This is a genomic window from Pseudomonas sp. MPR-R2A5 (assembly GCF_058793055.1).
Genome location: NZ_JBXAFK010000001.1, coordinates 282,469 through 309,192, shown reverse-complemented (window position 1 = coordinate 309,192; position 26,724 = coordinate 282,469). Strand labels below are relative to the sequence as shown.

27 protein-coding genes are annotated in these 26,724 nt (G+C 60.2%); 9 read left to right on the top strand and 18 right to left on the bottom strand.

Annotation, left to right across the window (positions count from 1 at the left end; translation table 11 throughout):
- Nucleotides 1-111 precede the first annotated feature (111 nt).
- Nucleotides 112-1,311, bottom strand: coding sequence for a tyrosine--tRNA ligase (gene tyrS, locus AC1Q6I_RS01440; protein ID WP_024077686.1), 1,200 nt, complete (start codon nt 1,309-1,311; stop codon nt 112-114).
- A 209-nt stretch (nt 1,312-1,520) separates the two neighbouring features.
- On the opposite strand from tyrS, the gene AC1Q6I_RS01435 reads away from it, so the two are divergent.
- Together AC1Q6I_RS01435 and AC1Q6I_RS01430 are read left to right on the top strand one after the other, a co-directional pair.
- Nucleotides 1,521-2,939, top strand: a complete 1,419-nt coding sequence (locus tag AC1Q6I_RS01435; protein WP_102623867.1) for a peptidoglycan DD-metalloendopeptidase family protein — start codon at nt 1,521-1,523, stop codon at nt 2,937-2,939.
- A 3-nt stretch (nt 2,940-2,942) separates the two neighbouring features.
- Complete coding sequence (locus tag AC1Q6I_RS01430; protein WP_102623868.1) at nt 2,943-4,034, top strand: anhydro-N-acetylmuramic acid kinase; 1,092 nt, start codon at nt 2,943-2,945, stop codon at nt 4,032-4,034.
- A 78-nt stretch (nt 4,035-4,112) separates the two neighbouring features.
- On the opposite strand, the gene erpA is transcribed toward AC1Q6I_RS01430, so the two are convergent.
- Both erpA and argC read right to left on the bottom strand, forming a co-directional pair.
- The gene (gene erpA, locus AC1Q6I_RS01425) at nt 4,113-4,463 is read right to left on the bottom strand and encodes an iron-sulfur cluster insertion protein ErpA (protein ID WP_003176443.1); all 351 of its coding nucleotides are present in this window, start codon (nt 4,461-4,463) and stop codon (nt 4,113-4,115) included.
- A gap of 165 nt (nt 4,464-4,628) precedes the next feature.
- The gene (argC, locus tag AC1Q6I_RS01420) at nt 4,629-5,663 is read right to left on the bottom strand and encodes an N-acetyl-gamma-glutamyl-phosphate reductase (protein ID WP_024077689.1); all 1,035 of its coding nucleotides are present in this window, start codon (nt 5,661-5,663) and stop codon (nt 4,629-4,631) included.
- A 136-nt stretch (nt 5,664-5,799) separates the two neighbouring features.
- Between argC and hemJ the strand changes: the two genes are divergently transcribed.
- From hemJ to coq7, 6 genes are all read left to right on the top strand, one after another.
- On the top strand, nt 5,800-6,228 hold the full coding sequence (gene hemJ, locus AC1Q6I_RS01415; RefSeq protein ID WP_102623869.1) for a protoporphyrinogen oxidase HemJ: 429 nt from the start codon (nt 5,800-5,802) through the stop codon (nt 6,226-6,228).
- Nucleotides 6,229-6,253: 25 nt separating this feature from the next.
- Entirely contained in the window at nt 6,254-7,216 is a 963-nt protein-coding gene (locus AC1Q6I_RS01410; protein WP_102623870.1) for an NAD(P)H-dependent flavin oxidoreductase, read from the top strand.
- Between the two features lie 71 nt (nt 7,217-7,287).
- The gene (locus tag AC1Q6I_RS01405) at nt 7,288-8,250 is read left to right on the top strand and encodes a DUF805 domain-containing protein (protein WP_024077692.1); all 963 of its coding nucleotides are present in this window, start codon (nt 7,288-7,290) and stop codon (nt 8,248-8,250) included.
- 63 nt (nt 8,251-8,313) lie between these two features.
- Nucleotides 8,314-9,102 (top strand): SDR family NAD(P)-dependent oxidoreductase, encoded by a 789-nt coding sequence (locus AC1Q6I_RS01400; RefSeq protein WP_024077693.1) that lies wholly within the window; start codon nt 8,314-8,316, stop codon nt 9,100-9,102.
- A gap of 45 nt (nt 9,103-9,147) precedes the next feature.
- Nucleotides 9,148-9,486 (top strand): histidine triad nucleotide-binding protein, encoded by a 339-nt coding sequence (locus tag AC1Q6I_RS01395; RefSeq protein WP_024077694.1) that lies wholly within the window; start codon nt 9,148-9,150, stop codon nt 9,484-9,486.
- Nucleotides 9,487-9,604: 118 nt separating this feature from the next.
- Nucleotides 9,605-10,252: a 2-polyprenyl-3-methyl-6-methoxy-1,4-benzoquinone monooxygenase gene (gene coq7 / locus AC1Q6I_RS01390; RefSeq protein ID WP_024077695.1), complete on the top strand. Its 648-nt coding sequence runs from the start codon at nt 9,605-9,607 to the stop codon at nt 10,250-10,252.
- A gap of 51 nt (nt 10,253-10,303) precedes the next feature.
- Here the strand turns inward: coq7 and AC1Q6I_RS01385 are convergent, their stop codons facing one another.
- Nucleotides 10,304-10,726 (bottom strand): OsmC family protein, encoded by a 423-nt coding sequence (locus tag AC1Q6I_RS01385; protein ID WP_005792019.1) that lies wholly within the window; start codon nt 10,724-10,726, stop codon nt 10,304-10,306.
- Nucleotides 10,727-10,974: 248 nt separating this feature from the next.
- On the opposite strand from AC1Q6I_RS01385, the gene crp reads away from it, so the two are divergent.
- Nucleotides 10,975-11,619 (top strand): cAMP-activated global transcriptional regulator CRP, encoded by a 645-nt coding sequence (gene crp, locus AC1Q6I_RS01380; RefSeq protein ID WP_024077696.1) that lies wholly within the window; start codon nt 10,975-10,977, stop codon nt 11,617-11,619.
- Here crp and AC1Q6I_RS01375 read toward each other — a convergent pair.
- From AC1Q6I_RS01375 to AC1Q6I_RS01310, 14 genes are all read right to left on the bottom strand, one after another.
- Nucleotides 11,616-12,311, bottom strand: coding sequence for a lipoate--protein ligase family protein (locus AC1Q6I_RS01375; protein WP_069077176.1), 696 nt, complete (start codon nt 12,309-12,311; stop codon nt 11,616-11,618). The genes crp and AC1Q6I_RS01375 overlap by 4 nt on opposite strands.
- Nucleotides 12,312-12,453: 142 nt before the next feature.
- Nucleotides 12,454-13,290 carry an indole-3-glycerol phosphate synthase TrpC gene (gene trpC, locus AC1Q6I_RS01370; RefSeq protein WP_024077698.1) on the bottom strand — a complete coding sequence of 279 codons (837 nt, stop codon included), beginning with the start codon at nt 13,288-13,290 and terminating at the stop codon, nt 12,454-12,456.
- Nucleotides 13,287-14,336 (bottom strand): anthranilate phosphoribosyltransferase, encoded by a 1,050-nt coding sequence (gene trpD, locus AC1Q6I_RS01365; protein ID WP_069077175.1) that lies wholly within the window; start codon nt 14,334-14,336, stop codon nt 13,287-13,289. The genes trpC and trpD overlap by 4 nt, the downstream gene beginning before the upstream one ends.
- A 9-nt stretch (nt 14,337-14,345) precedes the next feature.
- Nucleotides 14,346-14,939 carry an aminodeoxychorismate/anthranilate synthase component II gene (locus AC1Q6I_RS01360; RefSeq protein WP_024077700.1) on the bottom strand — a complete coding sequence of 198 codons (594 nt, stop codon included), beginning with the start codon at nt 14,937-14,939 and terminating at the stop codon, nt 14,346-14,348.
- 9 nt (nt 14,940-14,948) lie between these two features.
- Nucleotides 14,949-16,430, bottom strand: a complete 1,482-nt coding sequence (gene trpE, locus AC1Q6I_RS01355) for an anthranilate synthase component I (RefSeq protein WP_024077701.1) — start codon at nt 16,428-16,430, stop codon at nt 14,949-14,951.
- Between the two features lie 70 nt (nt 16,431-16,500).
- Nucleotides 16,501-17,319, bottom strand: coding sequence for a phosphoglycolate phosphatase (locus tag AC1Q6I_RS01350; protein WP_024077702.1), 819 nt, complete (start codon nt 17,317-17,319; stop codon nt 16,501-16,503).
- Nucleotides 17,316-17,990 (bottom strand): ribulose-phosphate 3-epimerase, encoded by a 675-nt coding sequence (gene rpe, locus AC1Q6I_RS01345; protein ID WP_024077703.1) that lies wholly within the window; start codon nt 17,988-17,990, stop codon nt 17,316-17,318. Before rpe ends, AC1Q6I_RS01350 begins: the two co-directional genes overlap by 4 nt.
- An 84-nt stretch (nt 17,991-18,074) precedes the next feature.
- Nucleotides 18,075-19,223 carry an iron-containing alcohol dehydrogenase gene (locus AC1Q6I_RS01340; RefSeq protein WP_102623871.1) on the bottom strand — a complete coding sequence of 383 codons (1,149 nt, stop codon included), beginning with the start codon at nt 19,221-19,223 and terminating at the stop codon, nt 18,075-18,077.
- Between the two features lie 137 nt (nt 19,224-19,360).
- Complete coding sequence (locus AC1Q6I_RS01335) at nt 19,361-20,185, bottom strand: ABC transporter permease (RefSeq protein WP_024077705.1); 825 nt, start codon at nt 20,183-20,185, stop codon at nt 19,361-19,363.
- Nucleotides 20,186-20,197: 12 nt separating this feature from the next.
- The gene (locus tag AC1Q6I_RS01330) at nt 20,198-21,445 is read right to left on the bottom strand and encodes an ABC transporter permease (protein WP_024077706.1); all 1,248 of its coding nucleotides are present in this window, start codon (nt 21,443-21,445) and stop codon (nt 20,198-20,200) included.
- Nucleotides 21,446-21,604: 159 nt separating this feature from the next.
- Nucleotides 21,605-22,645 carry an ABC transporter substrate-binding protein gene (locus AC1Q6I_RS01325; RefSeq protein ID WP_024077707.1) on the bottom strand — a complete coding sequence of 347 codons (1,041 nt, stop codon included), beginning with the start codon at nt 22,643-22,645 and terminating at the stop codon, nt 21,605-21,607.
- A gap of 44 nt (nt 22,646-22,689) precedes the next feature.
- A complete protein-coding gene (locus AC1Q6I_RS01320) occupies nt 22,690-23,802 on the bottom strand; it encodes an ABC transporter ATP-binding protein (RefSeq protein ID WP_024077708.1) in 1,113 nt (370 codons plus the stop codon).
- A 226-nt stretch (nt 23,803-24,028) separates the two neighbouring features.
- Nucleotides 24,029-24,658, bottom strand: a complete 630-nt coding sequence (locus AC1Q6I_RS01315) for a response regulator (RefSeq protein WP_024077709.1) — start codon at nt 24,656-24,658, stop codon at nt 24,029-24,031.
- 18 nt (nt 24,659-24,676) lie between these two features.
- Nucleotides 24,677-26,671, bottom strand: a complete 1,995-nt coding sequence (locus AC1Q6I_RS01310; RefSeq protein WP_024077710.1) for a sensor histidine kinase — start codon at nt 26,669-26,671, stop codon at nt 24,677-24,679.
- Nucleotides 26,672-26,724 lie beyond the last annotated feature (53 nt).

The window sequence follows — 26,724 nt, the reverse complement described above, 5'->3', positions numbered from 1 at the left end:
GTCGAATCTTGCGTAACTCTTTGTTTACCAAGGAGTTTTCCGTTTCGACTGCGCCGGAAGTGGGGCGAATTATAGACAGATATAAAACGCCGTCAACACTTAATTTCAGACTTATTCGGATTTAAGCGTAATACGCGCAAATGCCTTCTTCCCAGCCTGGCAAACATGGGTAGCACCCAGCTCATATATAAAGGTGCGATCAACCACCTCACCATCTATACGCACACCACCCGAACCCAGAAGGTCACGTGCAACCGCCGAGTTCTTCACCAGCCCCGCCTTATTAAGGACAGCCGCGATCGGCATCGCCTCTGCAGCTACCAACTCGATCTCCGGCAAATCATCCGGCAGCTCGCCATCTCTCATGCGATTGCCTGCCGCACGGTGAGCACTGGCGGCCGCCTCCTCACCATGGAAACGCGCAACGATCTCTTCGGCCAGCTTGATCTTCACGTCGCGCGGATTAGCCCCCGCCTCGACCTCAGCACGCAGCGCGTTGATTTCATCCATAGAACGAAAGCTCAACAACTCGAAGTAACGCCACATCAGCGCATCCGGGATAGAAACCAGCTTGCCATACATCACGCCTGGCGCCTCCTGGATACCCACATAGTTACCCAGCGACTTGGACATCTTCTTGACGCCATCCAAGCCTTCCAGCAACGGCATGGTCAGAATGCATTGGGCTTCCTGCCCATATGCACGCTGCAACTCGCGCCCCATCAACAGATTGAACTTCTGATCGGTACCACCCAACTCAACGTCGGCACGCAGAGCCACCGAGTCATACCCTTGCACCAACGGGTAGAGGAACTCATGAATCGCGATAGGCTGGTTGGTGGAGTAGCGCTTGTCGAAGTCATCTCGCTCAAGCATGCGCGCCACGGTGTATTGGGACGTCAGGCGAATAAAGTCGGCCGGCCCCATCTGATCCATCCAGGTGGAGTTAAAGGCCACCTCGGTCTTGGCAGGATCGAGAATCTTGAACACCTGGGTCTTGTAGGTCTCGGCATTATCGAGAACCTGCTCACGAGTCAGTGGCGGACGCGTTGCGCTCTTGCCACTCGGATCGCCGATCATCCCGGTGAAGTCACCTATAAGGAAGATGACCTGATGCCCCAGTTCCTGGAACTGACGCAGCTTGTTTATAAGCACGGTATGCCCAAGGTGCAGATCCGGCGCCGTCGGATCAAAGCCGGCCTTGATACGCAGGGGCTGGCCGCGCTTGAGCTTTTCGATCAGCTCAGACTCGACCAACAGTTCTTCCGCACCACGTTTTATCAGCGCTAGCTGCTCTTCAACCGACTTCATAACAGACCCGCAAGGCTCAGATTCAAAAGGGAACCAACCATACAAGATCAGGGACTAATTACAAGTTTTGCCCTGCGCACGGACACCGTTCAGCAAGCACAGCGTTCGCGAGCTTGCACCACAGATGATTTGGTTATATTTTATACAGTTATTTCATCTTCATCATGTCATTCATCTTTTCCATTTCATCTTCAAAGTCAAAATTACCTATGACCACTGAACCGTCTAAAGCGCCGCCGCTTTACCCGAAGACCCACCTGCTCGCAGCAAGTGGTATCGCCGCCCTTCTCAGCCTGGCGCTCCTGGTATTCCCTTCCAGTGATGTAGAGGCCAAACGAACATCCCTGAGCCTTGACCTGGAAAGCCCGGTTGAGCAACTGACACAAGATCAAGACGCTTCCGACGCACAGCAAGCCACAACTACCGCTACTGAATCACCGTTCGCCCAGATAGAAAGCAGCCCCGAAGACACCCAGCAAGCAGCTAAACCAGCACCTGCCCTGGCAGCAGATGTCGCCAAAAATCCGCAACACCGCGAAGTCATCGTCGCAAAAGGCGATACGTTGTCGACCCTGTTCGAAAAGGTCGGCCTGCCCGCCGCCACGGTTAATGAAGTACTGGCCAGTGACAAACAGGCCAAGCAGTTCACCCAACTCAAGCACGGGCAGAAGCTTGAGTTCGAACTGACCCCAGATGGCCAGTTGAATAACCTGCACAGCAACATCAGCGACCTCGAAAGCATCACCCTGACCAAGGGTGCCAAGGGCTTTGCCTTCAATCGTGTCACCACCAAGCCGGTGATGCGCTCTGCTTATGTACACGGCGTGATCAACAGCTCCTTGTCGCAGTCCGCTGCACGCGCCGGCTTGTCCCATAGCATGACCATGGACATGGCCAGCGTATTTGGATACGACATCGACTTCGCCCAGGACATCCGCCAAGGCGATGAATTCGACGTGATCTACGAGCAGAAGGTCGCCAACGGTAAAGTGGTCGGCACCGGCAATATTCTCTCCGCACGCTTCACCAACCGCGGCAAGACCTATACCGCAGTTCGCTACACCAACAAGCAAGGCAACAGCAGCTACTACACCGCCGATGGCAACAGCATGCGTAAGGCGTTTATCCGCACGCCTGTCGACTTCGCTCGTATTAGCTCGCGATTCTCCATGGGCCGCAAGCATCCAATTCTGAACAAAATCCGCGCCCACAAAGGCGTCGACTATGCCGCCCCTCGTGGTACGCCAATCAAGGCCGCCGGTGACGGCAAGGTGCTGCTGGCCGGTCGTCGCGGAGGCTACGGCAATACCGTGATCATCCAGCACGGCAACACCTACCGTACCCTTTATGGCCACATGCAAGGGTTCGCCAAGGGCGTGCAGACGGGCGGCACCGTGAAGCAAGGCCAGGTGATTGGTTATATCGGCACTACCGGCCTGTCTACCGGACCGCACTTGCATTATGAGTTCCAAGTCAATGGCGTACACGTCGATCCATTGGGCCAAAAGCTACCCATGGCCGACCCCATCGCCAAGGCCGAGCGTGCGCGCTTCATGCAACAGAGCCAGCCGCTGATGGCGCGCATGGATCAGGAGCGCTCCACCCTGCTGGCTTCGGCGAAGCGTTAAGACATGGCGCTCTATATAGGGGTGATGTCCGGCACCAGCCTCGACGGCCTGGATATAGCCTTGATCGAACAGGGCTCGGCGATCAAGCTGATCGCCACTCACTACATCCCCATGCCAGGCAGCCTGCGCGCCGAGCTGCTTAGCCTGTGCGCCAGCGGCCCAGATGAAATCGCTCGTTCGGCAATTGCCCAGCAGCATTGGGTGACAGTGGCTGCCCAGGGCATTCATGCCTTACTGGAGCAGCAAGCTCTCAAGCCCCAAGACATTCGCGCGATCGGTAGCCACGGGCAAACCATCCGCCATGAACCCACCCGAGGCTTTACCGTACAGATCGGTAACCCGGCCCTGCTCACCGAGCTGACAGGCATCACCGTGGTCAGCGATTTCCGCAGCCGCGACGTGGCCGCCGGTGGCCAGGGCGCGCCATTGGTACCCGCCTTTCATGAAGCGTTGTTTGGCGAACGCAGCGGCAATCACGCCGTCCTGAATATCGGCGGTTTCAGCAACCTTAGCCTGATCGAGACCGGCAAGCCTGTAGCCGGCTTCGACTGCGGCCCGGGCAACGTTCTGCTGGACACCTGGATTCACCAGCAGCGCGGCGAGCACTTTGATCGTGACGGCCGGTGGGCGGCCGGCGGTAAAGTCGAATCGCAGTTACTCAACACCCTGCTCAGCGACCCCTTCTTTGTCACACAGGGCCCAAAAAGCACCGGACGCGAAGTGTTCAATCGCGAGTGGCTGCAACGACATCTGGCGGGTTTGCCAGCATTTGCTCCCCAGGACGTACAAGCCACGCTGCTGGAGCTGACCGCCCTGACCATCGTCAAATCCCTGCAAACCGCACAACACCAGACCGAAACCCTACTGGTCTGTGGCGGCGGCGCCCATAACGTTACGTTGATGAGCCGCCTGGCCGCGCTACTGCCGGCGACCCAAGTCAGCAGCACCGCCACCTACGGCGTAGATCCTGATTGGGTAGAAGCCATGGCCTTTGCCTGGCTGGCCCATTGCTGCCTGGAAGGCATTGCTGCCAACCGCCCCAGCGTCACCGGCGCACGCGGTCTTCGGGTACTGGGCGCGATCTACCCCGCCTGACAGCCCTCCAGGATCTGCAGACAGCAAAACGCCGCTTGGCCGATCAAAGCCAAGCGGCGTTTTTGTATCCGCCATCGATCAGATCGAGAACGAAGACCCGCAACCACAGGTGGTGGTGGCGTTAGGGTTCTTTATCACGAAACGCGACCCCTCGAGACCTTCCTGATAATCCACCTCGGCACCTGCCAGGTATTGGAAACTCATAGGGTCTACGACCAGGCTGACGCCCTCGCGCTCGACGATGGTATCGTCATCGGCCACATCTTCATCGAAGGTAAAACCGTACTGAAACCCTGAACAACCGCCGCCCGTAACGAATACGCGCAGCTTCAAGCGATCATTACCCTCTTCATCGACCAGGCTCTTCACCTTGTGCGCAGCACCGTGGGTGAATTGCAAAGCCGTGGGGGTGAAGGATTCAACGCTCATGCTGATAATCTCCCGGCGTAGCGCCGCCATATGCGTAATGGCCGGTATTATCCGCTTCTCCTAGAAAAGCGGTCAACTATTGTTACGGTATATCAATCTGCGTAGCCGCCATTAAAAACACAAAAGGCCCGATGATCGGGCCTTTTGCGCAATAACGGGGAAACCTTACGGCAGCATGCCCGCATGGGACAGGCCCAGCTTCTCATCCAGGCCGAACAGGATGTTCATGTTCTGTACAGCCTGGCCCGACGCACCCTTGACCAGATTATCGATCACGGACAGTACTACCACCAAGTCGCCATCCTGCGGACGATGCACCGCTATACGGCACACATTGGCGCCGCGCACGCTGCGAGTTTCCGGGTGACTGCCAGCCGGCATTACATCGACGAACGGCTCGTTGGCATAACGTTTCTCAAACAATGCCTGCAGATCCACCGAGCGATCGACGACAGTCGCGTACAGCGTGGAGTGAATACCACGGATCATCGGCGTCAAATGCGGAACGAAGGTCAAGCCCACCTCCTTGCCCGCGGCACGACGCAACCCCTGGCGGATCTCCGGCAAGTGGCGATGCCCCTTGACCGCATAGGCCTTCATGCTTTCCGACGTCTCGGAATACAGCGAACCTACCGCCGCACCCCGGCCTGCACCGCTGACACCTGACTTGCAGTCCGCGATCAGGCGCGAAGCATCGGCCAAGCCTGCTTCCAGCAATGGCAGGAAGCCCAGTTGGGTCGCAGTGGGATAGCAACCCGGCACGGCGATCAGGCGCGCCTGCTTGATCTGCTCGCGATTGACTTCCGGCAGGCCGTACACCGCCTCTTCCAGCAGTTCTGGCGCACCGTGCGGCTGGCCGTACCATTTGGCCCACTCATCGGCGTCCTGCAGACGGAAATCCGCCGACAGGTCGATGACCTTGGTGCCCGCCGCCAGTAATTCACCGGCCAGGGCATGGGCGACACCGTGAGGCGTAGCAAAGAACACTACGTCACAGGCCCCCAGGGTCTTGATGTCCGGCACGCTGAACGCCAGGCCGTCATAGTGGCCTCGCAGGTTGGGGTACATATCGGCCACGGCCAGGCCGGCCTCGGATCGGGAAGTGATGACCACCACCTCTGCCTGCGGATGCTGAGCCAACAGACGCAGCAATTCGACACCGGTGTAACCCGTGCCGCCGACGATACCGACCTTGACCATAAACCTGCCCTCAACGAACCCACTGGAAAGCCGTCGATAATAGGGGCCGCATCGTTCTGCGACAACCGCCAAGGTGACGTAAGGACGCATGAGCCACTACTATCTTCAGCTACCGTGAACCTGGGAATAACTAAAAATGCTTTATCTATGGGTCAAAGCCTTCCATATCGTCGCCATCGTGTGCTGGTTTGCCGGGCTGTTCTACCTGCCGCGCCTGTTCGTCTACCACGCGCAAAGCGAGGATACGGTCAGCAAGGAACGCTTCAGTGTCATGGAGCGCAAGCTGTATCGCGGCATCATGGGGCCCGCGATGATCGCCACCCTTGTGTTCGGCATCTGGCTGATCGCGCTCAACCCCGCCATCTTCCAGATGGGTGCCTGGATCCATGCCAAGCTGACCCTGGTCGTGCTCCTTATCGGCTATCACCATATGTGCGGCGCGCAGGTAAAGCGCTTTGCCCGTGGCGAAAACACCCGCAGCCATGTCTTTTATCGCTGGTTCAATGAAGTCCCGGTTCTGATATTGCTGGCTATCGTAATTTTGGTCGTGGTCAAACCGTTCTAACTTCTAATGACTCGGGGTACCTCCAATGTCGCTGCCCGCTCTGCTTGAACAACGTCTTCGCCTGCCCGTGGTGGCTGCGCCGATGTTCCTGATTTCCAACCCGCAACTGGTCCTGGCGTGCTGTCGCAACGGAGTGGTCGGGAGTTTCCCGGCGCTCAACCAGCGTGAAAGCAGTGGTTTCAAGGCCTGGCTGGAGGAAATCGAAGCGGGCCTGGCTCCGTTGGACAACCCCGCGCCCTACGCCGTGAACCTTATCGTGCACAACAGCAACCCACGGTTGCAGGCTGACTTGGCGATCTGCGTGGAACACAAGGTCCCGATCGTGATCACCAGCCTGGGCGCCGTGAAGGAACTGGTGGATGCCGTGCACAGCTACGGCGGCCTGGTCTTTCACGATGTCACCACGCGGCGCCATGCGGAGAAAGCCGCGGCGGCCGGTGTCGATGGTTTGATCGCAGTCGCTGCGGGCGCCGGGGGCCATGCCGGGACCTGGAGCCCGTTCGCCCTGATCGCCGAAATCCGCCAGTTCTTCGATAAAACCCTGTTGCTGGCAGGTTGCCTCAACCACGGGCACGAAATTCTTGCCGCCCAGGTGCTGGGGGCCGACCTGGCCTATTTCGGCACACGCTTTATCGGCACGACCGAAAGCCACGCCCCGGATGCTTATAAAGAGATGCTGCTCACAGCGCGCGCCGCCGACATCGTGCACACTCCTGCGGTCTCGGGCGTCCCCGCCAGCTTTATGCGCCAGAGCCTGGAAAATGCCGGTTTCGACCTCGCCGCCCTGCAAGGCAAAGGCGAAGTCAACTTCGGTTCCAAGCTCAAGCCGTTGAGCGATGAGGCCAAGGCCTGGAAGACCGTGTGGTCCGCCGGCCAGGGCGTCGGAGATATTGATGATTTACCCAGCGTCGATGAACTCGTTGCCCGCCTGGATGCCGAATACCGCAAGGCGCGCGAGCAGGCGGCACAACTGCGCTGGCCACGCTGACCCAATTGTCAGGCCTGCCAATCGAAGCAGGCTTGCCCCACCCTCCCTGATTAAGTGACAAGGATGCCTGCATGAGCGACAACCGTTTCAAGATCGTGTTTGACGGAGCCTTGCTCCCAGGTGTCGAAAGCACCACGGCAAAACTCAACCTCGCCGAGCTGTTCAAAAGCGACGTCGAGGCCATCGAGAAGCTTTTTACCGGCCGCCCGGTTGCGTTGAAACGCGACCTTTCCCGGCCTGACGCAGAAACCTACCTGACTGCACTGCACAACGCCGGCATCGATGCGCGCATCGAAGCCGAGCAGCCTGTAGCTTTCAGCTTGGCTGAAACTCACGAGACGGATTCGGGCGCTACGGACTTCTCCCGACCTGCCGCTTCGCCCTACGCTCCACCACGCGCTGCCGTAGGTGATGACTTGCCGGAGTATTCCAGCCTCAAGGTCTTCACCATCAATGGGCGCATCGGCCGTCTGCGCTACCTGGCCTGGACGCTGGTGCTGACGGTTGCAATGCTCGTAGCAGCAGGCATCCTCAGCACCGTGGGCTTCGCGATCGCGACCGCTTCGCCAACGATCGCCGTAATTCTCGGCTCGCTGCTGGGGTTTGCGCTGTTTGTTGCGCTTGTCGTCGTGAGCGTGCAAATCGGCGTGCAACGCCTGCACGACCTGGGCTGGTCCGGCTGGTTGTACCTGCTGAATCTGGTTCCGCTGGTGAACAGCGTCTTCCCGCTTCTGCTGTTGGTACTGCCCGGTAACGCCGGCGCCAACCAGTACGGCGCGCCACCTCCGCGCAACTCCACGGCGGTGAAAGTGCTGGCCTCCCTATGGCTGGCGTTTATCCCATTGGTGCTCATCGTCGTGGTGACCCTGGGGATGAATGGCTACCTGAACCAGCTCGAAGCCAACGTGGACAGCAGCTACGAAAGCAGTTCCCTCACCTCCGATGACGACGCCGATCAAAGCGTGATCGTCGATGAAGAAGACGTGCAAAGTGCTGACGAAGCGGCCGAACCTGTAGACTCTCCAGAACAGTGAAGAAACGCCCGCCGCCTGTGATGCCTCTGTCACAGGCTCGGCGGCGTTGCGATGGAGAAAGGCATGACCCGTTACGCTCTGATCACCGGCGCCTCCAGCGGCATCGGCCTGGCCTTGGCCGAAGCACTGGCCCGTCGCGGCCGCAGCTTGATTCTGGTGGCCCGCCAGCGTGATCAGTTGGAAAGCATTGCAATCGAATTGACTCAACGCTTTGGCGTCGAGGTGCTGTTTCGTGCCTGCGACCTGGGCGAGCCACTGCGCTTGTCCGGGTTCCTGCTGGAACTTGAAGAAGGCGAACGGCAGATCGACTTGCTGGTTAACTGCGCCGGCATCGGCACCAGCGGACCGTTCCTGGCCCAGGACTGGATGACCGAGCAGGACCTGATCGAAGTCAACATCCTCGCACTGACCCGCATGTGTCACGCCCTTGGCAATGCCATGGCGTTGCAAGGCGGCGGGCAGATTCTCAATGTCGCCTCGGTTGCGGCGTTCCAGCCCGGCCCGTGGATGAGCAGCTATTACGCCAGCAAGGCGTATGTGCTGCATTTTTCCGAAGGTTTGCGCGAAGAATTGAAGACCTGTGGCATCAAGGTCTCGGTGTTATGCCCCGGCCCGACACGCACGGCGTTCTTCGGCACCGCGCAAATGGACACTGCCAAGCTCGATCGCAGCCAGCAGCTGATGAGCCCGGAAGAAGTGGCCCTCTACACCGTACGCGCACTGGAAAAAAACAAAGCCATCATCATTCCCGGACGGCGCAACCGCTGGCTGGCCTTCAGCCCGCGCTTCAGCCCACGCTGGCTGACCCGCAAGATTGCCGGCGCGATCAACAAGGCCTATTGCCCACGCTGACCGCCTGAGTACACTCACCCTGCACATTCATATGGAGAAACAGCTGTGGATACTCTGTTCACCAAAATCATCAACAGAGAAATACCCGCGAAGATCATTTACGAAGATGACCAGGTCCTCGCCTTCCACGATATCGCCCCACAGGCGCCGGTACATTTCCTGGTAATCCCGAAGAAACCCATCCGCACCCTGAATGACCTGGGCGAAGACGACAAAGCCCTGGCTGGCCATATTCTGTTTACCGCCCAGCGCCTGGCCTTGGAACTGGGCTGCGAGAAAGGTTTCCGGGTAGTGATGAACTGCAATGAAGAAGGTGGACAGACCGTTTACCACATCCATATGCACGTACTGGGTCAGCGCCAGATGAACTGGCCGCCGGGCTGATACCCCGCGATCGACGGGTCGCAGCCCAGCGCGTGCGACCCCATGCCCTTGACTCAACGCAAACGCTTCGCCCTCTCTTGCGGTAAACTGGCCGCCGAGATTCTTCCCGGAGGTCAGCATGACTACCCAACGTCACTACTCGCCGATTGACCGTCTGTTGCTGCAAGCCGATACGGCCATGCGCACACTGTTGCCCTTCAGCGGCGCACCGTACCGCCCGTCGCCGGCCATCGTGCAACCCGATGCGCAGATGAGCGAGACCGACACCCGCCACGTCGCCGGCCTGATGCGCATCAACCATACCGGTGAAGTCTGTGCCCAGGCGCTGTACCAGGGCCAGGCCCTGACCGCCAAGCTGCCGCAAGTGCGCGCAGCCATGGAGCATGCGGCCGAGGAGGAAATCGACCACCTGGCCTGGTGCGAGCAACGTATTCGCCAACTCGGTAGCCACCCCAGTGTACTGAACCCACTGTTTTATGGCCTGTCGTTCGGAATTGGCGCTGCCGCCGGCCTGATCAGCGATAAAGTCAGCCTCGGTTTTGTCGCAGCGACAGAACATCAAGTTTGCAAGCACCTTGATGAGCACCTGGAACAACTGCCGGCCGAAGACGAAAAATCCCGAGCGATTCTTGAGCAAATGCGCACCGATGAAGAACACCATGCGCAAAGTGCCCTGGATGCCGGTGGCTTCCGCTTCCCCGCGCCGGTGAGGTTTGGCATGAGCCTGCTGGCCAAGGTCATGACCAAAAGCACCTACCGAATCTAGGCCGAAAAAAAGGGCGCTTTCAAAGCGCCCTTCTTTTTGCCGTTACGGCGATCAGCCCAACTCGATGATTTCGTAATCATGAGTGATGGCCACGCCGGCAGCACCGAGCATGATCGATGCCGAGCAGTACTTCTCGGCCGACAGTTCAATGGCTCGCTTGACCTGAGCCTCCTTCAACGCGCGCCCCTTGACCACAAAATGCATATGGATCTTGGTAAAAACCTTCGGGTCTTCAGTGGCGCGTTCGGCTTCCAGGAAGGCTTCACAGCTTTCAACGGCCTGGCGGGACTTTTTCAGGATGCTGACCACGTCGAAATTACTGCAACCGCCCACGCCAAGCAGGAGCATTTCCATGGGGCGTACGCCCAGGTTACGGCCACCGGCTTCCGGTGGGCCGTCCATGACCACGACATGGCCACTGCCCGACTCACCGAGGAACATGGCTTCGCCCGCCCATTGGATGCGTGCCTTCATCGCCCAGACTCCACTGCTAAAAAAGGGTCGCCAGCTTAGCACAGGGGCTTGCAACCACAGCGTTTCCCATGAAAGCGGATCAACAACCGGCCGCGCTCGGTAAATTCGCTAATCGAGTCAGAAAGCGTCTGTTAAGCTGGCGCCAAATCGATGGCGTATTGCCACCCTTCATACAACGTGTATCAATGCCGATACCGCTGAATACAACAACTCCAAATCACCTCGCGCCGCCTTTTCGGGATACAACCATGGTTGCTCTTACTCCCATACCCAAGATCAAGAATCTCGACAAGCTGTTGATGCACTGCCAGCGCCGACGTCACCCGGCCAAGCACAACATCATCTGCGCAGGCGAGCGTTCCGAAACACTGTTCTTCATCATCAAGGGCTCGGTCACCATCCTGATCGAGGATGAAGACGGCCGCGAAATGATCATCGCCTACCTCAATACCGGGGATTTCTTTGGCGAACTGGGGCTGTTTGAACAAGCGGGCAAAGAGCAGGAACGCAGCGCCTGGGTACGGACCAAGATCGAATGCGAAGTGGCCGAAATCAGTTACGCGAAATTTCGCGAATTGGCCCAGCAGGACCCCGATATTCTCTACGCCTTGAGCGGCCAGATTGCCCAACGCCTGCGCGACACCACACGCAAGGTCGGCGACCTGGCGTTCTTTGACGTCACCGGTCGGGTAGCCCGCTGCCTGCTGGAGCTGTGCAAACAACCTGACGCCATGACCCACCCCGATGGCATGCAAATCAAAGTCACGCGCCAGGAGATCGGGCGCATTGTCGGGTGTTCACGGGAAATGGTCGGTCGCGTGCTCAAGGACCTGGAAGAACGCAACCTGGTGCACGTCAAAGGGAAGACGATGGTGGTGTTCGGCACCCGTTAACCCGGCAGGAAGCTGGCCAGCATCTGGCGATACAAGGTGTCCAACCGGCTGATCGCATCCGGCGCGGGGAAAGCTTCGTGCAGCGCGATATGGCTGTCGGCACGCACCCGCTGTTCAAGACCGCAGGCCTCATTGAAACGATTGACCGCCGCAATCAGTTCATCGCGGTCGTTCTCCAGCAACAAGGCGCCGTGCACCAACCCCACCGGGCGACCACCACTTTGCCGCCAGCGCTGGGCAGTACCGACCATCTTGCGCCCATTGAGGTTGACGTTGTAACGACCGTCGCAGAACGCGCCGTCGATTTCTCCGACGGAGGCATCGCCGCCCAACTCGATCAATAAATCGCAGATCGGCTGACATAAACGCAGGTAACCGGTTTCGATGCGTGCCTGATCGCTTTCGCTGCGTGGCGGCGCGTAGACCAGCGCGATATTGACCGTAGCGTTGGACTGCGGCACCGGCTCGCCGCCGGTTTCGCGCAGCAACACTGGCCAACCGGCGTCGGCTGAGACTTGGCTGGCGGCTTCGAACGCCGGCAGCCGACTCAAACGTCGGGGCATCACCAAGGCTTGATCACTGGGCTGCCAGAACAGCAGGCCAAACTCCTGCTCACCTGCGCAAACGGCGGTCAACAAGGCTTGCTCGGCGGCAAGGCCTGCTTCAACAAGCATCGACACTGGCTGGATCAACGGGCACCTACCTATCTGAATAAACACAAACCCAAATGTGGGAGGGGGCTTGCCCCGATGGCGGTGTGTCAGTCAAGGATGCTCCAACTGAACCGTCGCCATCGGGGGCAAGCCCCCTCCCACACGTTGATCGCATTTCAAATCAATCGAGAGTGGAACCGCTGACCGCCACGCCACGCTCCGGGAAGAACAGACGCTGCAGTTCCGCCCCCGGGTTCTCGGCACGCATAAAGGTCTCACCCACCAGGAACGAGTACACACCGCTGATTTCCATCAGCTCCACGTCGGCGCGGTTAACGATGCCACTCTCGGTGATCACCAGGCGGTCGCGTGGAATACGCGGCAGCAGGTCGAGGGTGTTTTCAAGGCTGACTTCAAAAGTGTGCAGGTTACGGTTGTTAACGCCCACCAACGGTGTGTCGAGGGTCTTGAGTGCACGTTCCAACTCATCGCCGTCGTGCACTTCCACCAGCACATCCAGGCCAACGCTTTTGGCCACGGCCGCCAACTCGGCCATCTTCACGTCGTCCAGCGCGGAGACGATCAGCAGCACGCAGTCAGCACCCAGGGCTCGGGCTTCGACAATCTGGTACGGGTCGATCATGAAATCCTTGCGGATCACCGGCAGCTTGCACGCAGCACGGGCTTGCTTCAAGAACTCGTCGGAGCCCTGGAAAAAGTCGATATCGGTGAGCACGGACAGACAGGTCGCCCCGCCCTTCTCGTAGCTGACGGCGATGTCGGCCGGTACGAAGTTTTCGCGGATGACGCCTTTGCTCGGCGAGGCTTTCTTGATTTCAGCGATAACCGCCGGTTGCTTCTGCTTGGACTGGGCGATCAAGGCGTTGGCAAAACCACGCGGTGCGTCAGCGACCTTCGCCTGGCTTTCCAGCTCGGCCAGGCTCACGCGTGCGCGGCGCACGGCGACTTCTTCAGCTTTGCGGGCCAGGATTTTTTCCAGAACGGTCGGGACACTCATCCTTCATTCTCCATCTTGAATACTGCGGTGAATGCTCCCAGCTCTTCGAGCTTTTCACGAGCCAGACCGGTGTGCAGCGCATCGTGGGCCAAGGCCACACCCTCCTTAAGACTATAGGCATGGTCCGCCGCGTAAAGTGCCGCGCCAGCATTCAAAACAATCATTTCTGCAGCTTTTTGGCCGTTCTCGGTCTTGCGACGCCCCAAGGCATCGCGAATCAGTTCCAGCGAGGCTGCCGGGCTTTCCACCGCCAGGCCATGCAGGCTCTGGCTTTTCATGCCCAGGTCTTCGGGCTCGACCCAATATTCGGTGACCTGGTCGTTCTTCAGTTCGGCCACAAAGGTCGGGGCCGCCAGGCTGAATTCGTCCAGGCCATCCTTGGAATGCACCACCAGCACATGCTTGCTGCCCAGGCGTTGCAATACTTCAGCCAATGGACGGCACAGCGCCTGGCTGAACACGCCCACCACCTGGTGCTTCACACCGGCCGGATTCGTAAGCGGGCCGAGCATGTTGAACAGGGTACGCAGGCCAAGGTCCTTGCGCGGGCCGGCCGCATGTTTCATCGCCCCATGGTGGGACTGGGCAAACATAAAGCCGATGCCGACGTTATCGATGCAGCGTGCCACTTGTACCGGCGTCAGGTTCAGGTAGATGCCGGCCGCTTCCAGCAAGTCGGCACTGCCGCTTTTGCCCGATACCGCACGGTTACCGTGCTTGGCCACGGTGCAGCCAGCCGCCGCGACCACAAAGGAAGCCGCCGTCGACACGTTGAAAATATTCGCACCGTCGCCGCCGGTACCGACCACATCGACAACACCGTCGAGGGTCTTGAGCGCGACCTTGTCCGCCAGCTCGCGCATCACCGATACCGCGCCGACGATTTCGTCGATGCTTTCGCTCTTCATGCGCATCGCCATCATGAACGCGCCGATCTGCGCGTCGGTGCATTGACCGGTCATGATTTCGCGCATCACATCGCTCATTTCAGCGGTGCTCAGGTCCAGATGGCCGACGATACGGCTCAGGGCAGTCTTGATATCCATGGAAAGTCCTTAGCGCGTGCCGCCGCTCTGCTTGAGAAAGTTGGCGAACAGCTCGTAGCCCTGCTCGGTCAGGATCGACTCAGGGTGAAACTGCACCCCTTCGATGTTCAGTGTCTTGTGGCGCAGGCCCATGATCTCGTCGACGGAGCCGTCTTCCAGTTGGGTCCAGGCGGTCAGTTCCAGGCATTCTGGCAGGGTTTCGCGCTTGACCACCAGCGAGTGGTAGCGGGTCACGGTCACCGGGTTGTTGAGTGCCTGGAATACGCCCAGGTCTTTATGGAACACCGGGCTGGTCTTGCCATGCATCACCTGCCGCGCACGCACCACGTCACCACCAAAGGCCTGGCCGATGGACTGATGGCCCAGGCATACGCCCAGGATTGGCAGCTTGCCGGCGAAGTACTTGATGGCTTCGAGGGAAATACCCGCCTCGGTCGGCGTGCAGGGGCCCGGCGAAACCACAATGCGCTCCGGGTTCAGGGCGGCGATTTCGGCCACGGTCAGTTCGTCATTGCGAACCACTTTGACCTCGGCACCCAACTCCCCCAGGTACTGCACAACGTTGTAGGTAAAGGAGTCGTAGTTATCAATCATCAGTAACATGGGGAAACCTCAAGAATTGGGGGTCTGTTCAGCCAGCGCTACGGCGCGGAACATCGCGCGGCGCTTGTTCAGGGTTTCTTCCCATTCGAGGGCCGGCACCGAGTCGGCGACAATCCCGCCACCGGCCTGCACATGCAGCTCCCCGTCCTTGATCACGGCCGTGCGAATCGCGATGGCGGTGTCCATGTTGCCGTTCCAGGCGAAATACCCCACGGCGCCACCGTAGACGCCACGCTTGACCGGTTCCAGCTCATCGATGATTTCCATCGCACGAATCTTCGGCGCGCCCGACAAGGTACCGGCCGGCAGAATCGCCCGCAGCGCGTCCATCGCGGTCAAGCCGGCTTTCAATTCCCCGGTGACGTTGGAGACGATATGCATCACGTTGGAATAACGCTCGATGACCATTTTCTCGGTGAGCTTCACCGAACCGATTTCCGAGACACGCCCCGTGTCGTTGCGGCCCAGGTCGATCAGCATCAGGTGTTCGGCGATTTCCTTGTCGTCGCTGAGCAGGTCTTCCTCGAGCGCCAAATCCGCTTCTTCGGTCGCGCCACGCGGGCGTGTACCGGCGATCGGGCGCACGGTGATCAGGTTGTCTTCAACGCGCACCAGCACTTCTGGCGAACTGCCCACCACGTGGAAGTCACCGAAGTTGAAGAAATACATGTAAGGCGTCGGGTTGAAGCAGCGCAGCGCTCGGTACAGATCGATCGGCGCGGCCTTGAAGTCGATGGACATGCGTTGCGACGGCACCACCTGCATGCAGTCACCGGCGAGGATGTATTCCTTGATGGTATCGACGGCGCGTTCGTAATCATCCTGGGTAAAGCTGGAGCGGAACACCGGGTCGGCCGCCGGTGGACGGCTGAGGTCCAGGCCGCGACGCGGGGTGATCGGCTGGCGCAGTTTTTCCAGCAAGGCTTCGAGGCTGGCCAGGCCCTGCTCGAAAGCGTTGGCCTGGGATGGGTCGGCGAGCACGATCGCATGCATCTTGCCGGCGAGGTTATCGAACACCACCACCGCATCGGAGACCATCAGCAGAATGTCCGGCACGCCCAATGGGTCCGGATTCGGGCATTTGCCCAGGCGTTTTTCCACATAACGAACACAGTCGTAGCCGAAATACCCCACCAGGCCGCCATTGAAACGTGGCAGGCCAGGGATGGTCGGCACGTTGTAGCGCGCCTTGAAGGTTTCGACGAAGGCCAGCGGGTCTTCGACATCGTGGCTTTCGATCTCGACGCCATCATGGGTAATGCTCACATGATGGTCATGCACCCGCAGTACGGTGCGGCACGGCAGGCCGATGATCGAGTAACGGCCCCACTTCTCACCGCCCTGTACCGACTCCAGCAGGTAGGAGTTGGGCTCGTCGGCCAGCTTCAGGTAGATCGACAGCGGTGTGTCGAAGTCGGCCAGGGTTTCGCAGGCCAGGGGAATACGGTTATAGCCGGCAGCGGCCAAACGCAGGAATTCTTCGCGGATCATGGTGTGCCTCGTGGCATGAGGGTCTAACAGTCAGGTATGCAAACGTGCCGCAGGGCGCGGCCAGGATCAGTCAGGCGCGCCAACGCCAGCGGGCCAGGGCCTTGATAACTTTCATCCAGAGTTTGCGAGTGACCACCACGATGGAATTTCCAGAAGGGGACGGATCGGTATCGGGCAACGTTATCTCAGCGCCAGCTCCCAAGCAACCGGGGATTAGCAGTCGCAGGTCATCAATCACCAACGACGGCGACTCTTCGGCGATCGGCCGACCATGGTTGTAGCCGTAACTCAAGGCCACGCACTGCACCCCCGCCGCTTTTGCCGCCAGCACATCACTGCGCGAATCGCCGACAAACAACGACTGCGACGCCGGGATATTGGCCATTTTCATCACAAAAAACAGCGCCGCCGGGTCGGGTTTCTTCTGCGGCAAGGTATCGCCACCGATGATCCAGCGGAAATACCGGCCGATTTTCATCTGGTCCAGCAACGGCGCGACGAAGCGCTCCGGCTTGTTGGTGATCAGGGCCATTTCCACGCCCTGCTTGCTCAGCCATTTGAGCGTGTCGCGCACGCCGGGGTATACCACCGTGAGTTCGTGACCGTCCTCATAGGCAGTGTTGAACAACTCCAGTGCATGCTCGGCCTCGACATCATCCACACCTTCGGCGTCGATATGATTGGCCAGGGCCCGGCGCACCAGCATCTGCGCACCGTTGCCGACCCATTCACGCACCGAGTCGATCCCCACCGGCTTGCGCCCCAGCTTGAGCAGCATCTCGTCCACCGCCGCCGCCAGGTCGGGCACCGAATCGATCAACGTACCGTCCAGATCGAACATCACCAGCCGTGGCAGTTTGCCGGGGAATAACTGCTCAAAGCCGCTCATGGACGCGCCAGCGCCAGTTCGGCACGCATCTTGGCGATCACTTCCTGATAATCCGGGGCATTGAAGATCGCCGAGCCGGCCACGAAGGTATCGGCACCGGCGGCGGCGATTTCGCGAATATTGTTGACGTTGACCCCGCCGTCGATTTCCAGGCGGATGTCACGGCCCGAGGCATCGATCAGCGCACGGGCTTCGCGCAGCTTGTCGAGGGTGCCAGGAATGAACTTCTGCCCGCCGAAGCCTGGGTTGACGCTCATCAGCAAGACCATGTCGACCTTGTCCATCACGTACTTGAGCACATCCAGCGGGGTGGCCGGGTTGAACACCAGGCCCGCCTTGCAGCCGCCCTCGCGGATCAGTTGCAGGGTGCGATCGACATGCAGCGAAGCTTCCGGGTGGAAGGTGATGTAGGTTGCTCCGGCGTCAACGAAGTCACCGATGATACGGTCCACCGGGCTGACCATCAGGTGCGCATCGATCGGCGCGGTGATCCCGTACTTGCGCAACGCGGCGCAGACCATCGGCCCGATGGTCAGGTTGGGCACGTAGTGGTTGTCCATGACATCGAAGTGCACGAAGTCGGCACCGGCGGCCAACACCTTGTCCACTTCTTCACCCAGGCGGGCGAAATCGGCAGAGAGAATCGATGGAGCGATAACGAAGGGCTGCATGACGCACCTTTTTTGAGCTAAATCACGATGGCGCGCATTGTATACCTCATGCTTTGCCCTGCGCACCGTGACCTAACTCAACGGCTAATAGGCCGCTCGATAGATTTTCTCGATATCCGCCGGGCTGAGCTTGCGCGGATTATTGCGCATCAGCCGCTCAATGCCCGCCGCTTCGCAGGCCATGGCCGGGATTGCGTCCTCGGGAACCCCAAAACTGCGCAGGCCCGACGGGATCTCCACTGCGGCACACAGTCGCGTCATCGCATCGACCGCCTGGTCGGCGGCATCGTTGACACTCAGGCCGCTGACGTTCACACCCATGGCCACGGCGATGTCCTGCATGCGCTCGACACACGCCAGCTTGTTCCAATGCATCACATACGGCAGCAACAGCGCATTACTCACGCCGTGGGCGATGTTGAAGCGCCCGCCCAACGGGTACGCCAGCGCATGCACCGCGCCCACACCGGCATTCCCGAATGCCATCCCGGCCATCAGGCTGGCGGTGGCCATATCGTCGCGGGCCTGCAGGTTGGCCGGGTTCGCGTAGGCCTTGGGCAGCGCCTTGGCGATCAGCTTGATTGCGCCAATGGCCAGCGCATCGGTGATCGGCGAGGCATTCAGCGACAGGTAGGCCTCAATCGCATGCACCAGTGCATCCACGCCACTGGCGGCGGTGACGCTGCGTGGGCAGGTCAGGGTCATTTGCGGGCTGATCAGCGCGACATCCGGCAACAGGAAGTCGCTGACGATGCCTTTTTTCAATTGCGCGACCTTGTCGGAAAGAATCGCCACATTGGTCACTTCAGAACCGGTACCGGCCGTGGTGGGAATGGCGATCAGCGGCGGCCCCTTGCGCGGCACCTGGTCGACCCCGAACAAGTCCGCCAGGGCGCCGTGGTAACCCGCGTACGCCGCCACGCTCTTGGCGATATCGATCGCACTACCGCCGCCCAGGCCGATCAAGCCGTCATGGCCGCCCTCGCGGTATACGCGCATGCAATCCTCGACGATGGCGACTTCCGGGTCGGGCAGCACGCGGTCGAAGATTTCGTAGGTGCGATCGCCCAAATGCTCAATCGCCAGGGCCACGGTGCCCGACTTGACCAGCGCGGCGTCGGTGACGATCAGCGGGTTGTCGATATCCAGCCGCGTGAGCTCGGCAGCCAGTTGCTCGATGGCGCCAGCACCGGTCAGTAGTTTGTGGGCGATCTTGAATGAGGAAGTACTCATGTGCGCGGCCTCTTGTCGATTGTGGGCTAGCACAAGAGTAACTGATCGAAACAGGTTGTCTTCCATTCAACTGCTGAATGGTCACAGTCCCATGCGGGAGGGGCTTTCCCCCTCCCACACTGTGATCTGCGTGGGCTTCAGACCTGTGCGGTGCGCAACTTCTCGCTACGCCCGCGCAGCCATTCCAGGGTCAGCAACAGCAACACCGAGAACGCAATCAGCAAGGTCGCCGCGGCGGCAATCGTCGGGCTGAGGTTCTCACGGATACCGCTGAACATCTGCCGAGGCAAGGTCGCCTGCTCCGGGCCGGCCAGGAACAGCGTCACCACCACTTCATCGAACGACGTCGCGAAGGCAAACAGCGCTCCGGAAATCACTCCCGGCGCGATCAGTGGCAAGGTCACCCGACGAAACGCGGTCAGCGGCGAAGCCCCCAGGCTGGCAGCCGCCCGCACCAGGTTATGGTTGAAACCCTGCAGCGTCGCCGACACGGTGATGATCACAAAGGGCACGCCCAACACGGCGTGCACCACGATCAACGAAAAGAAGCTGTTACCCAGGCCCAGCGGCGCAAAGAACAGGTAACTCGCTACACCGATGATCACCACCGGCACCACCATCGGCGAAATCACCAGGGCCATCACCAGCGCCTTGCCGGGAAAATGCCCGCGGGTCAGGCCAATCGCCGCCAGGGTGCCGAACACCATGGCCAGCACGGTGGCCGCCGGCGCGACGATGATGCTGTTCTTCAGCGCGCGCATCCATTCCGCCGAGGCGAAAAAGTCCTGGTACCAGTGCAGCGAGAAGCCTTGCAACGGGTACACCAGGAAACTGCCGCTGTTGAACGACAGCGGGATGATCACCAGCACGGGCAGGATCAGGAACAGCAGGATCAGGCCGCAGAGTATCCGCAAGCTGTAGAACCACACCCGTTCCACCGGTGACATATAAGGGCTCAGCATCGCAAGGTCTCCTCAGCTCAGGCGCAGGCGACTGGCGCCCACCAGCCGGTTGTAGATCAGGTACAGCAGCACGGTCGCCAGCAGCAGTAAGCCACCCAACGCCGTCGCCATGCCCCAGTTGATACTGGTGTTGGTATAGAAGGCCACGAAGTAGCTGACCATCTGGTCGTTCGGGCTGCCCAGCAGCGCCGGGGTGATGTAGTAACCAATCGCCAGGATGAACACCAGCAGGCAACCCGCCCCCACACCGGCATAGGTTTGCGGGAAGTAGACGCGCCAGAAGCTGGTGAACGGGTGGCAGCCCAGGGAAATGGCCGCACGCATATAAGTCGGTGAAATACCCTTCATCACGCTGTAGATCGGCAAGATCATGAACGGCAGCAGGATATGCACCATGGAGATGTAGACCCCGGTGCGGTTGAACACCAGTTCCATGGGTTTATCGATCAGCCCCATGCCCATCAGTGCGCTGTTGATCAAGCCGCCGGACTGCAGCAACACAATCCACGCCGCCACCCGCACCAGGATCGAGGTCCAGAACGGCAGCAGTACCAGGATCATCAGCAGGTTACTTTTGCGCGCCGGCAGGTTGGCCAGCAAGTACGCCAGTGGATAGGCCAGCAGCAGGCAGACGAAAGTGATCACCAGGCCCATCCAGAAGGTACGGGCGAAAATATCCAGGTAGATCGCCTGGTCGGGGGTGGCCGGGGCCACTTCGCCGAGGTCATCGATGCGATGATCGACGGCCGCCAGCAGGTAGTAGGGGGTCAGGCTGCTGGTATTACGCCGGATCGCCTGCCAGTACGCCGGGTCGCCCCAGCGTTCATCGAGGCTTTCCAACGCTTCTTTATAAGAGGCCGGGGCTTCGGTAAACGGCAGCGCCCGTGCGGTTTTGGTCAGCAGGCTGCGGTAGCCGGCCAATTCCATGTTCAAACGTTTCGACAGATCGCCCAGGGTCTGGTTTTTGCGGGCTTCGCCCAGGTCTTCGCTCAGCGCCTGGTACACCGGCTCGCCCGGCAGGCCACGACCGTCCCAGGTCTTCACCGCCACCACGGTGCGCGGCAAACCGCCCACCACTTCAGGGTTACCCACGCTTTTGTAGAGCAGCGCAACGATCGGCACCAGGAACACCAGCAGCAAAAACAGCACCAGCGGTGCAATCAAGGCCTGGGCCTTCCAGCGATTGAGCCGTTCGGCACGCGCCAGGCGCTGCTTGAGGGTGGGGCTGTTGACCTCGTTCGAGGGAACGGCGATGGCCATGGCTGACTCCGAAACTTGAAAATGAATGCAATCTTTCACACGCGGGAAATCCCTTGTGGGAGGGGGGCTAGCCCCCGATGGCAGAGTTTCAGTCAACACAGGTATCGACTGGGCCGCCGTCATCGGGGGCAAGCCCCCCTCCCACAGGGTTATGCGGTGTTACTTGGCAGCCCAGGAGTTGAAGCGCTGCTCCAACTGCTCGCCGTTATCCGCCCAGAAGCTCACATCGATCTGCACCTGGTTGGCGATGTTCTCTGGCGTAGTCGGCATGTCTTTCAACACATCCTTGGCCAGCAACGGTACGGCTTGGGTGTTGGCCGGGCCGTAGGCGATGTTTTCCGAGTAGATCTTCTGCTGCTGCGGCTGCACGGAGAAGGCGATGAATTTCTTCGCCGCGTCTGCGCGATCCTTGGCCAGGCCTTTTGGAATGGCCCAGGCATCGAAGTCGTAGATGCCGCCGTTCCAGACCACTTTGAGGTTGCTCTCTTTCTGTACGGCCGCGATACGGCCGTTGTAGGCCGAGCTCATCACCACGTCACCCGAGGCGAGGTACTGCGGCGGTTGTGCGCCGGCTTCCCACCATTGGATCGACGGCTTGAGTTCATCGAGCTTCTTGAACGCACGGTCCTGGCCATCTTTGCCGGCCAGTACTTTGTAGACATCCTTCGGCGCGACGCCGTCAGCCATCAAGGCGAATTCGAGGGTGTACTTGGCCCCCTTACGCAGACCGCGCTTGCCTGGGAATTTCTTGGTGTCCCAGAAATCCGCCCAACTGGTCGGTGCGCTGGTGAGTTTGTCGGCGTTGTAGGCCAGCACCGTGGACCACACGAAGAAGCCCACGCCACAAGGCTGGATCGCGCCCTTCACGTAATCCGCGGTGTTGCCGAACAATTTCGGGTCCAGCGGCTCGAACATGTCCTCGTCGCAACCACGGGACAGTTCCGGCGACTCTACTTCCACCAAGTCCCAGGACACGCTCTTGGTGTCAACCATGGCCTTGACCTTGGCCATTTCACCGTTGTATTCACCGGCGACGATCTTGCCGTTGCCCGCGCTTTCCCACGGTGCATAGAAGGCCTTGACCTGTGCAGCCTTGTTCGCGCCACCGAAGGACACGACCGTCAGGTCCGGGCCTGCCATGGCCTGTGTCGCGCCCATCAAGCTCAAAGCCAGGACGGAATATTTCAGGGATCTCAACATTGTTGTTCTCTCCACGTGCAGGGTTGGTGAAGCCATGGGGGCGATTATTTCGCCTCTAGAAGTGGGTCGAGTGCGCGAACGTGCTCGACTTGCCAGCCAATCGGTACCACGTCGCCGACCGCCAGGGCCGGATCCAGCTCGGCGATCGGTTGTTTCACAAAAAAATCGCTCATGCCGCAGACTTCCAGACGCACACGCACGTGGTCGCCCAGGTAAATGAATTCCGCCACTCGCCCCGAGAAACGGTTGATGCAGCTTTCACTGGAGCCATTGAGGCTGACGCGCTCAGGTCGTACCGACAGCGTTACCGGGCCGCCGACCTGGCCGACATTCACCGCCAGCGCCTCGACTTTCTCGCCCCGCGCCAACTCCACCACGCAGCGGTCGCCGCTGTGGCTATGCAAGCGACCATTGAGGCGGTTGTTTTCGCCGATAAAGTTGGCGACGAAGGTGTTCTTCGGCTCTTCGTACAAGGTGCGCGGCGCGGCGATCTGCTGGATCTCGCCCTGGTGGAACACCGCCACCCGGTCCGACATGGTCAAGGCTTCGCCCTGGTCGTGGGTCACGTACACCACCGTCACGCCGAGGCGCTGGTGCAGGTGCTTGATCTCCATCTGCATGTGTTCGCGCAATTGCTTGTCGAGGGCGCCGAGGGGTTCGTCCATCAGCACCAGTTGCGGTTCGAACACCAGCGCCCGGGCCAACGCCACGCGCTGTTGCTGGCCGCCGGAGAGTTGCGCCGGATAGCGCTGGGCGAAGGCGTCGAGCTGGACCATGCTCAGCACGCGTTTGACCCGCTCGCTGATATCGGTCTTGCTCAAACCACGTACCGACAGGGGGAACGCCAGGTTCTCGGCCACCGTCATGTGCGGGAACAACGCGTAGTTCTGGAACACCATGCCGATATCGCGCTTGTGCGGCGGCACGTTGTTGATCGAGCGCCCGGCCAGCTGGATTTCACCGGCGGTCGGCGTTTCGAAACCCGCCAGCATCATCAGGCTGGTGGTCTTGCCTGAACCGGACGGCCCGAGCAAGGTGAGGAACTCGCCCTTGCGAATCTCCAGGTTGAGGTCTTTGACGATCAGGTTCTCGCCGTCGTAGCTCTTCTGCACGCCACGAAAGCTGACCAGCACATCATTTGAATCCACCTCGCTCATACCCGCACCTTTGTATTTTGGACTGCTGTGGCACAAGCGTAGTCCAGGGGCGAGGCCCCGGAAATCGGGGGCCAGGAGAGAATCACATCAGCAGGATGGACGGTTGGGGGTAGGGAACGCCCTACACCCATGGCGTGTACTGGACAGTGCCGCGCCAGGTGGAGCGCCGCAAGCGGCGAGAATGGGGGCCGTGCCGGTTTGCGGGGTGTCGCAAATAGATATGTCGCTACAGGAGCTTGTGCTCCATGGCGTACTTCACCAGTTCGGCCAGGGAGGTGATATTGAGCTTTTGCATCAAGCGCGCCTTGTGGGTGCTGATGGTCTTGCTGCTCAGCGCCAACTGCTGGGCAATATCATTGACGTTGGCGCCCTGGGCCAGGCGTTCGAATACCGAGAACTCGCGCTCCGAGAGCAATGAGTGCAAGGGCCGCGAATCGGTCAGGCCGACCTCGAATACCATGCGGTCCGCCAGGTCCGGGTCAATATAACGACCACCGGCCGCGACCTTGCGAATCGCCATCAACAGCAGTGCCGGGTCGCTGTCTTTGGTGGCATAACCGGCCGCACCCACCTTCAAGGCACGGGCGGCCATTTGCGCTTCATCGTGCATCGATAGCACCAGGATCGCCGGCGGGTTGTTCAGTGCACGAATGCGCGCGATGGCCTCCAGCCCATTGACCCCGGGCATGGAGATGTCCAGCAGCACCACTTCGCAAGGCACATGACGCAAGGTCTCCAGCAATTGCTCGCCATTGCTTGCCTCGCCCACCACCAGCAGGTCTTTGGCCAGGCCGATCAATTGCTTGATGCCTTCACGCACGATGGTGTGGTCTTCGGCTACCAGTACACGGATCACAGGGGTTTCCTCTTATCGTTATGCATCCAACGGCACCGTGACACTCAGGGTCGTGCCCTCTCCCAACTCGCTGTCCAGGGTCAATTGCCCGCCCATGATCAACACCCGTTCGCGCATGCCAACCAGGCCAAACGACACCGGCCGCCCCTGGGCCTGGACGAAGCCGACACCATCGTCGCTGATAGTCAGCCGCAGGTGTTTGCCTTCCACCGTCAAGGTCAGCTCCACAGTATGCGCCTGGGCATGGCGCATCACATTGGTCAGCGCCTCCTGGAGAATGCGAAACAGGCCAATAGCCTTGGCATCGCTCAGCAGCGGCAGGTTTTCCGGAACCTGCACCAGGCACGGGATCTGCGTGCGCGCTTCGAAGCGCCGCGCCTGCCACTCGATGGCAGAGGCAATCCCCGCATCGAGAATCGGCGGGCGCAGCGCCGTGGCCACATCGCGAACCAGCTGGAACAACTGGGCGATCAGGCGCTTCATGCTGTTGAGCCGCTCATTCAACCCTGGGTCGAGTTGCGCGTAGGCCAGCTCGCACATCGAGGTTTCCAGCTTCAGCACCGTGAGCATTTGTCCGAGCTCGTCATGCACTTCGCGGGCGATACGGGCCTTTTCTTCTTCGCGCACGGTTTCCAGGTGGGCCGACAGTTCACGCAATTGCGCTTCACTTTGCAGCAGCGCGGCCACATAGCGGCGTCGTTCGGTGACGTCATTGAGGTAGACCACCAGGTATTCGCCCTCGGCAAAACGCAGGAAGCTCAAGGACACATCGACGGGCAAGACACTGCCATCGGCACGCAAGCAATCGGTGGCGAAGTTCTGCGGCCCCTCTTCGCTGGCGCGTGCGCGTTTCCACAGGTTCAGCCAGCGGTCCATGTCCAGGCTCGGGTCAAAATCAACCAAGGGTCGCTCGATCAAGGCGCCGGGACCATAGCCCAGCATGGTTTCGGCCGCGCGGTTGGCGTAGCGCACATGGCTGTCCCAGTTGACCCAGAGGATGCCGACGGTGCTTTGATCGATGGAGAATTGCGTCAGCCGCAGCGCTTCGGCACCCGCGGCGCGCGCTGCACTTTCCTCGCGGGCGGCCAGCAGGCTGTGTTCGAGCACGCGCTGATGACGCCGCTGCCAAAACACCACCGCCAGGCAGGCGAGCAGCAACAGGCCCAGCAGCAGGCTGAGGTTCTGCCACAAGCCCGGCGACTCTGACAGCCGTGGGTACTTGGGTTGCAGCCAACGGGTGTGTAATTGGTCGAGATCGCGGGCGGGGATGGCGCGCAGGGCGCTTTGCATGATGCCCGCCAGTTCCGGCCATTCGCGGCGGGTTGCCACCCGCAACAATTGCGGCAAGCCGATGTCCCCCACCACGGCCAGCCCGGCGAATTCCGCTTCACCGGACAATCGGCTCAACTGGGCTTCGTCCACCACGGCATAACGCGCCTGTTGGCTCACCAGCAACTGCAAGGCCTGGCGCTCCATGGGCACGCCTTGCAGGTTGAGGCTGGGATAAGTGCTGCGCAGGTAATCGGCCACCGCGCTGGGCATGCGCACCGCAACGCGCGAGCGGTCGTCGAGCTTTTCCAGGTCGACCGCGCCGCCGCCCTCTCGGATACCGACAATGTGCTGGGGCACGCGCATGTACGGGTCAGTGAACAACCACAGGCGCAAACCGGCCGGGGTCTGTTGCAAGCCGGGGGCGATATCGACCTCCCCGTCACGCACGGCGTCTTCCAGTTGTTCCTGCGTCGGGAAGTTACGCCACAACAGTTCAATATTCAGCGCCTTGGCCAGCCATTGCATCAACTCGACATTGGCCCCGGACAAACGCTGCAGGCGCCGATCGTATTGCGCATACGGTGCCTGTAATACCAGGCCCACCCGCAACTCCGGGTGGCCGGCCAACCATTGACGTTGCTGCGCATCGAGCTGCGCTTGCGGTACGACAGGGGCAGGTGCAGCTCCCGCCATCAAGGCAAAGCACAAACAGCCGATAACCAGCAGACAGCGAAAACCCATGATCCACGTCTCACATCACTGACAAATACTGACCAACCCATTAGGCTGCCGGA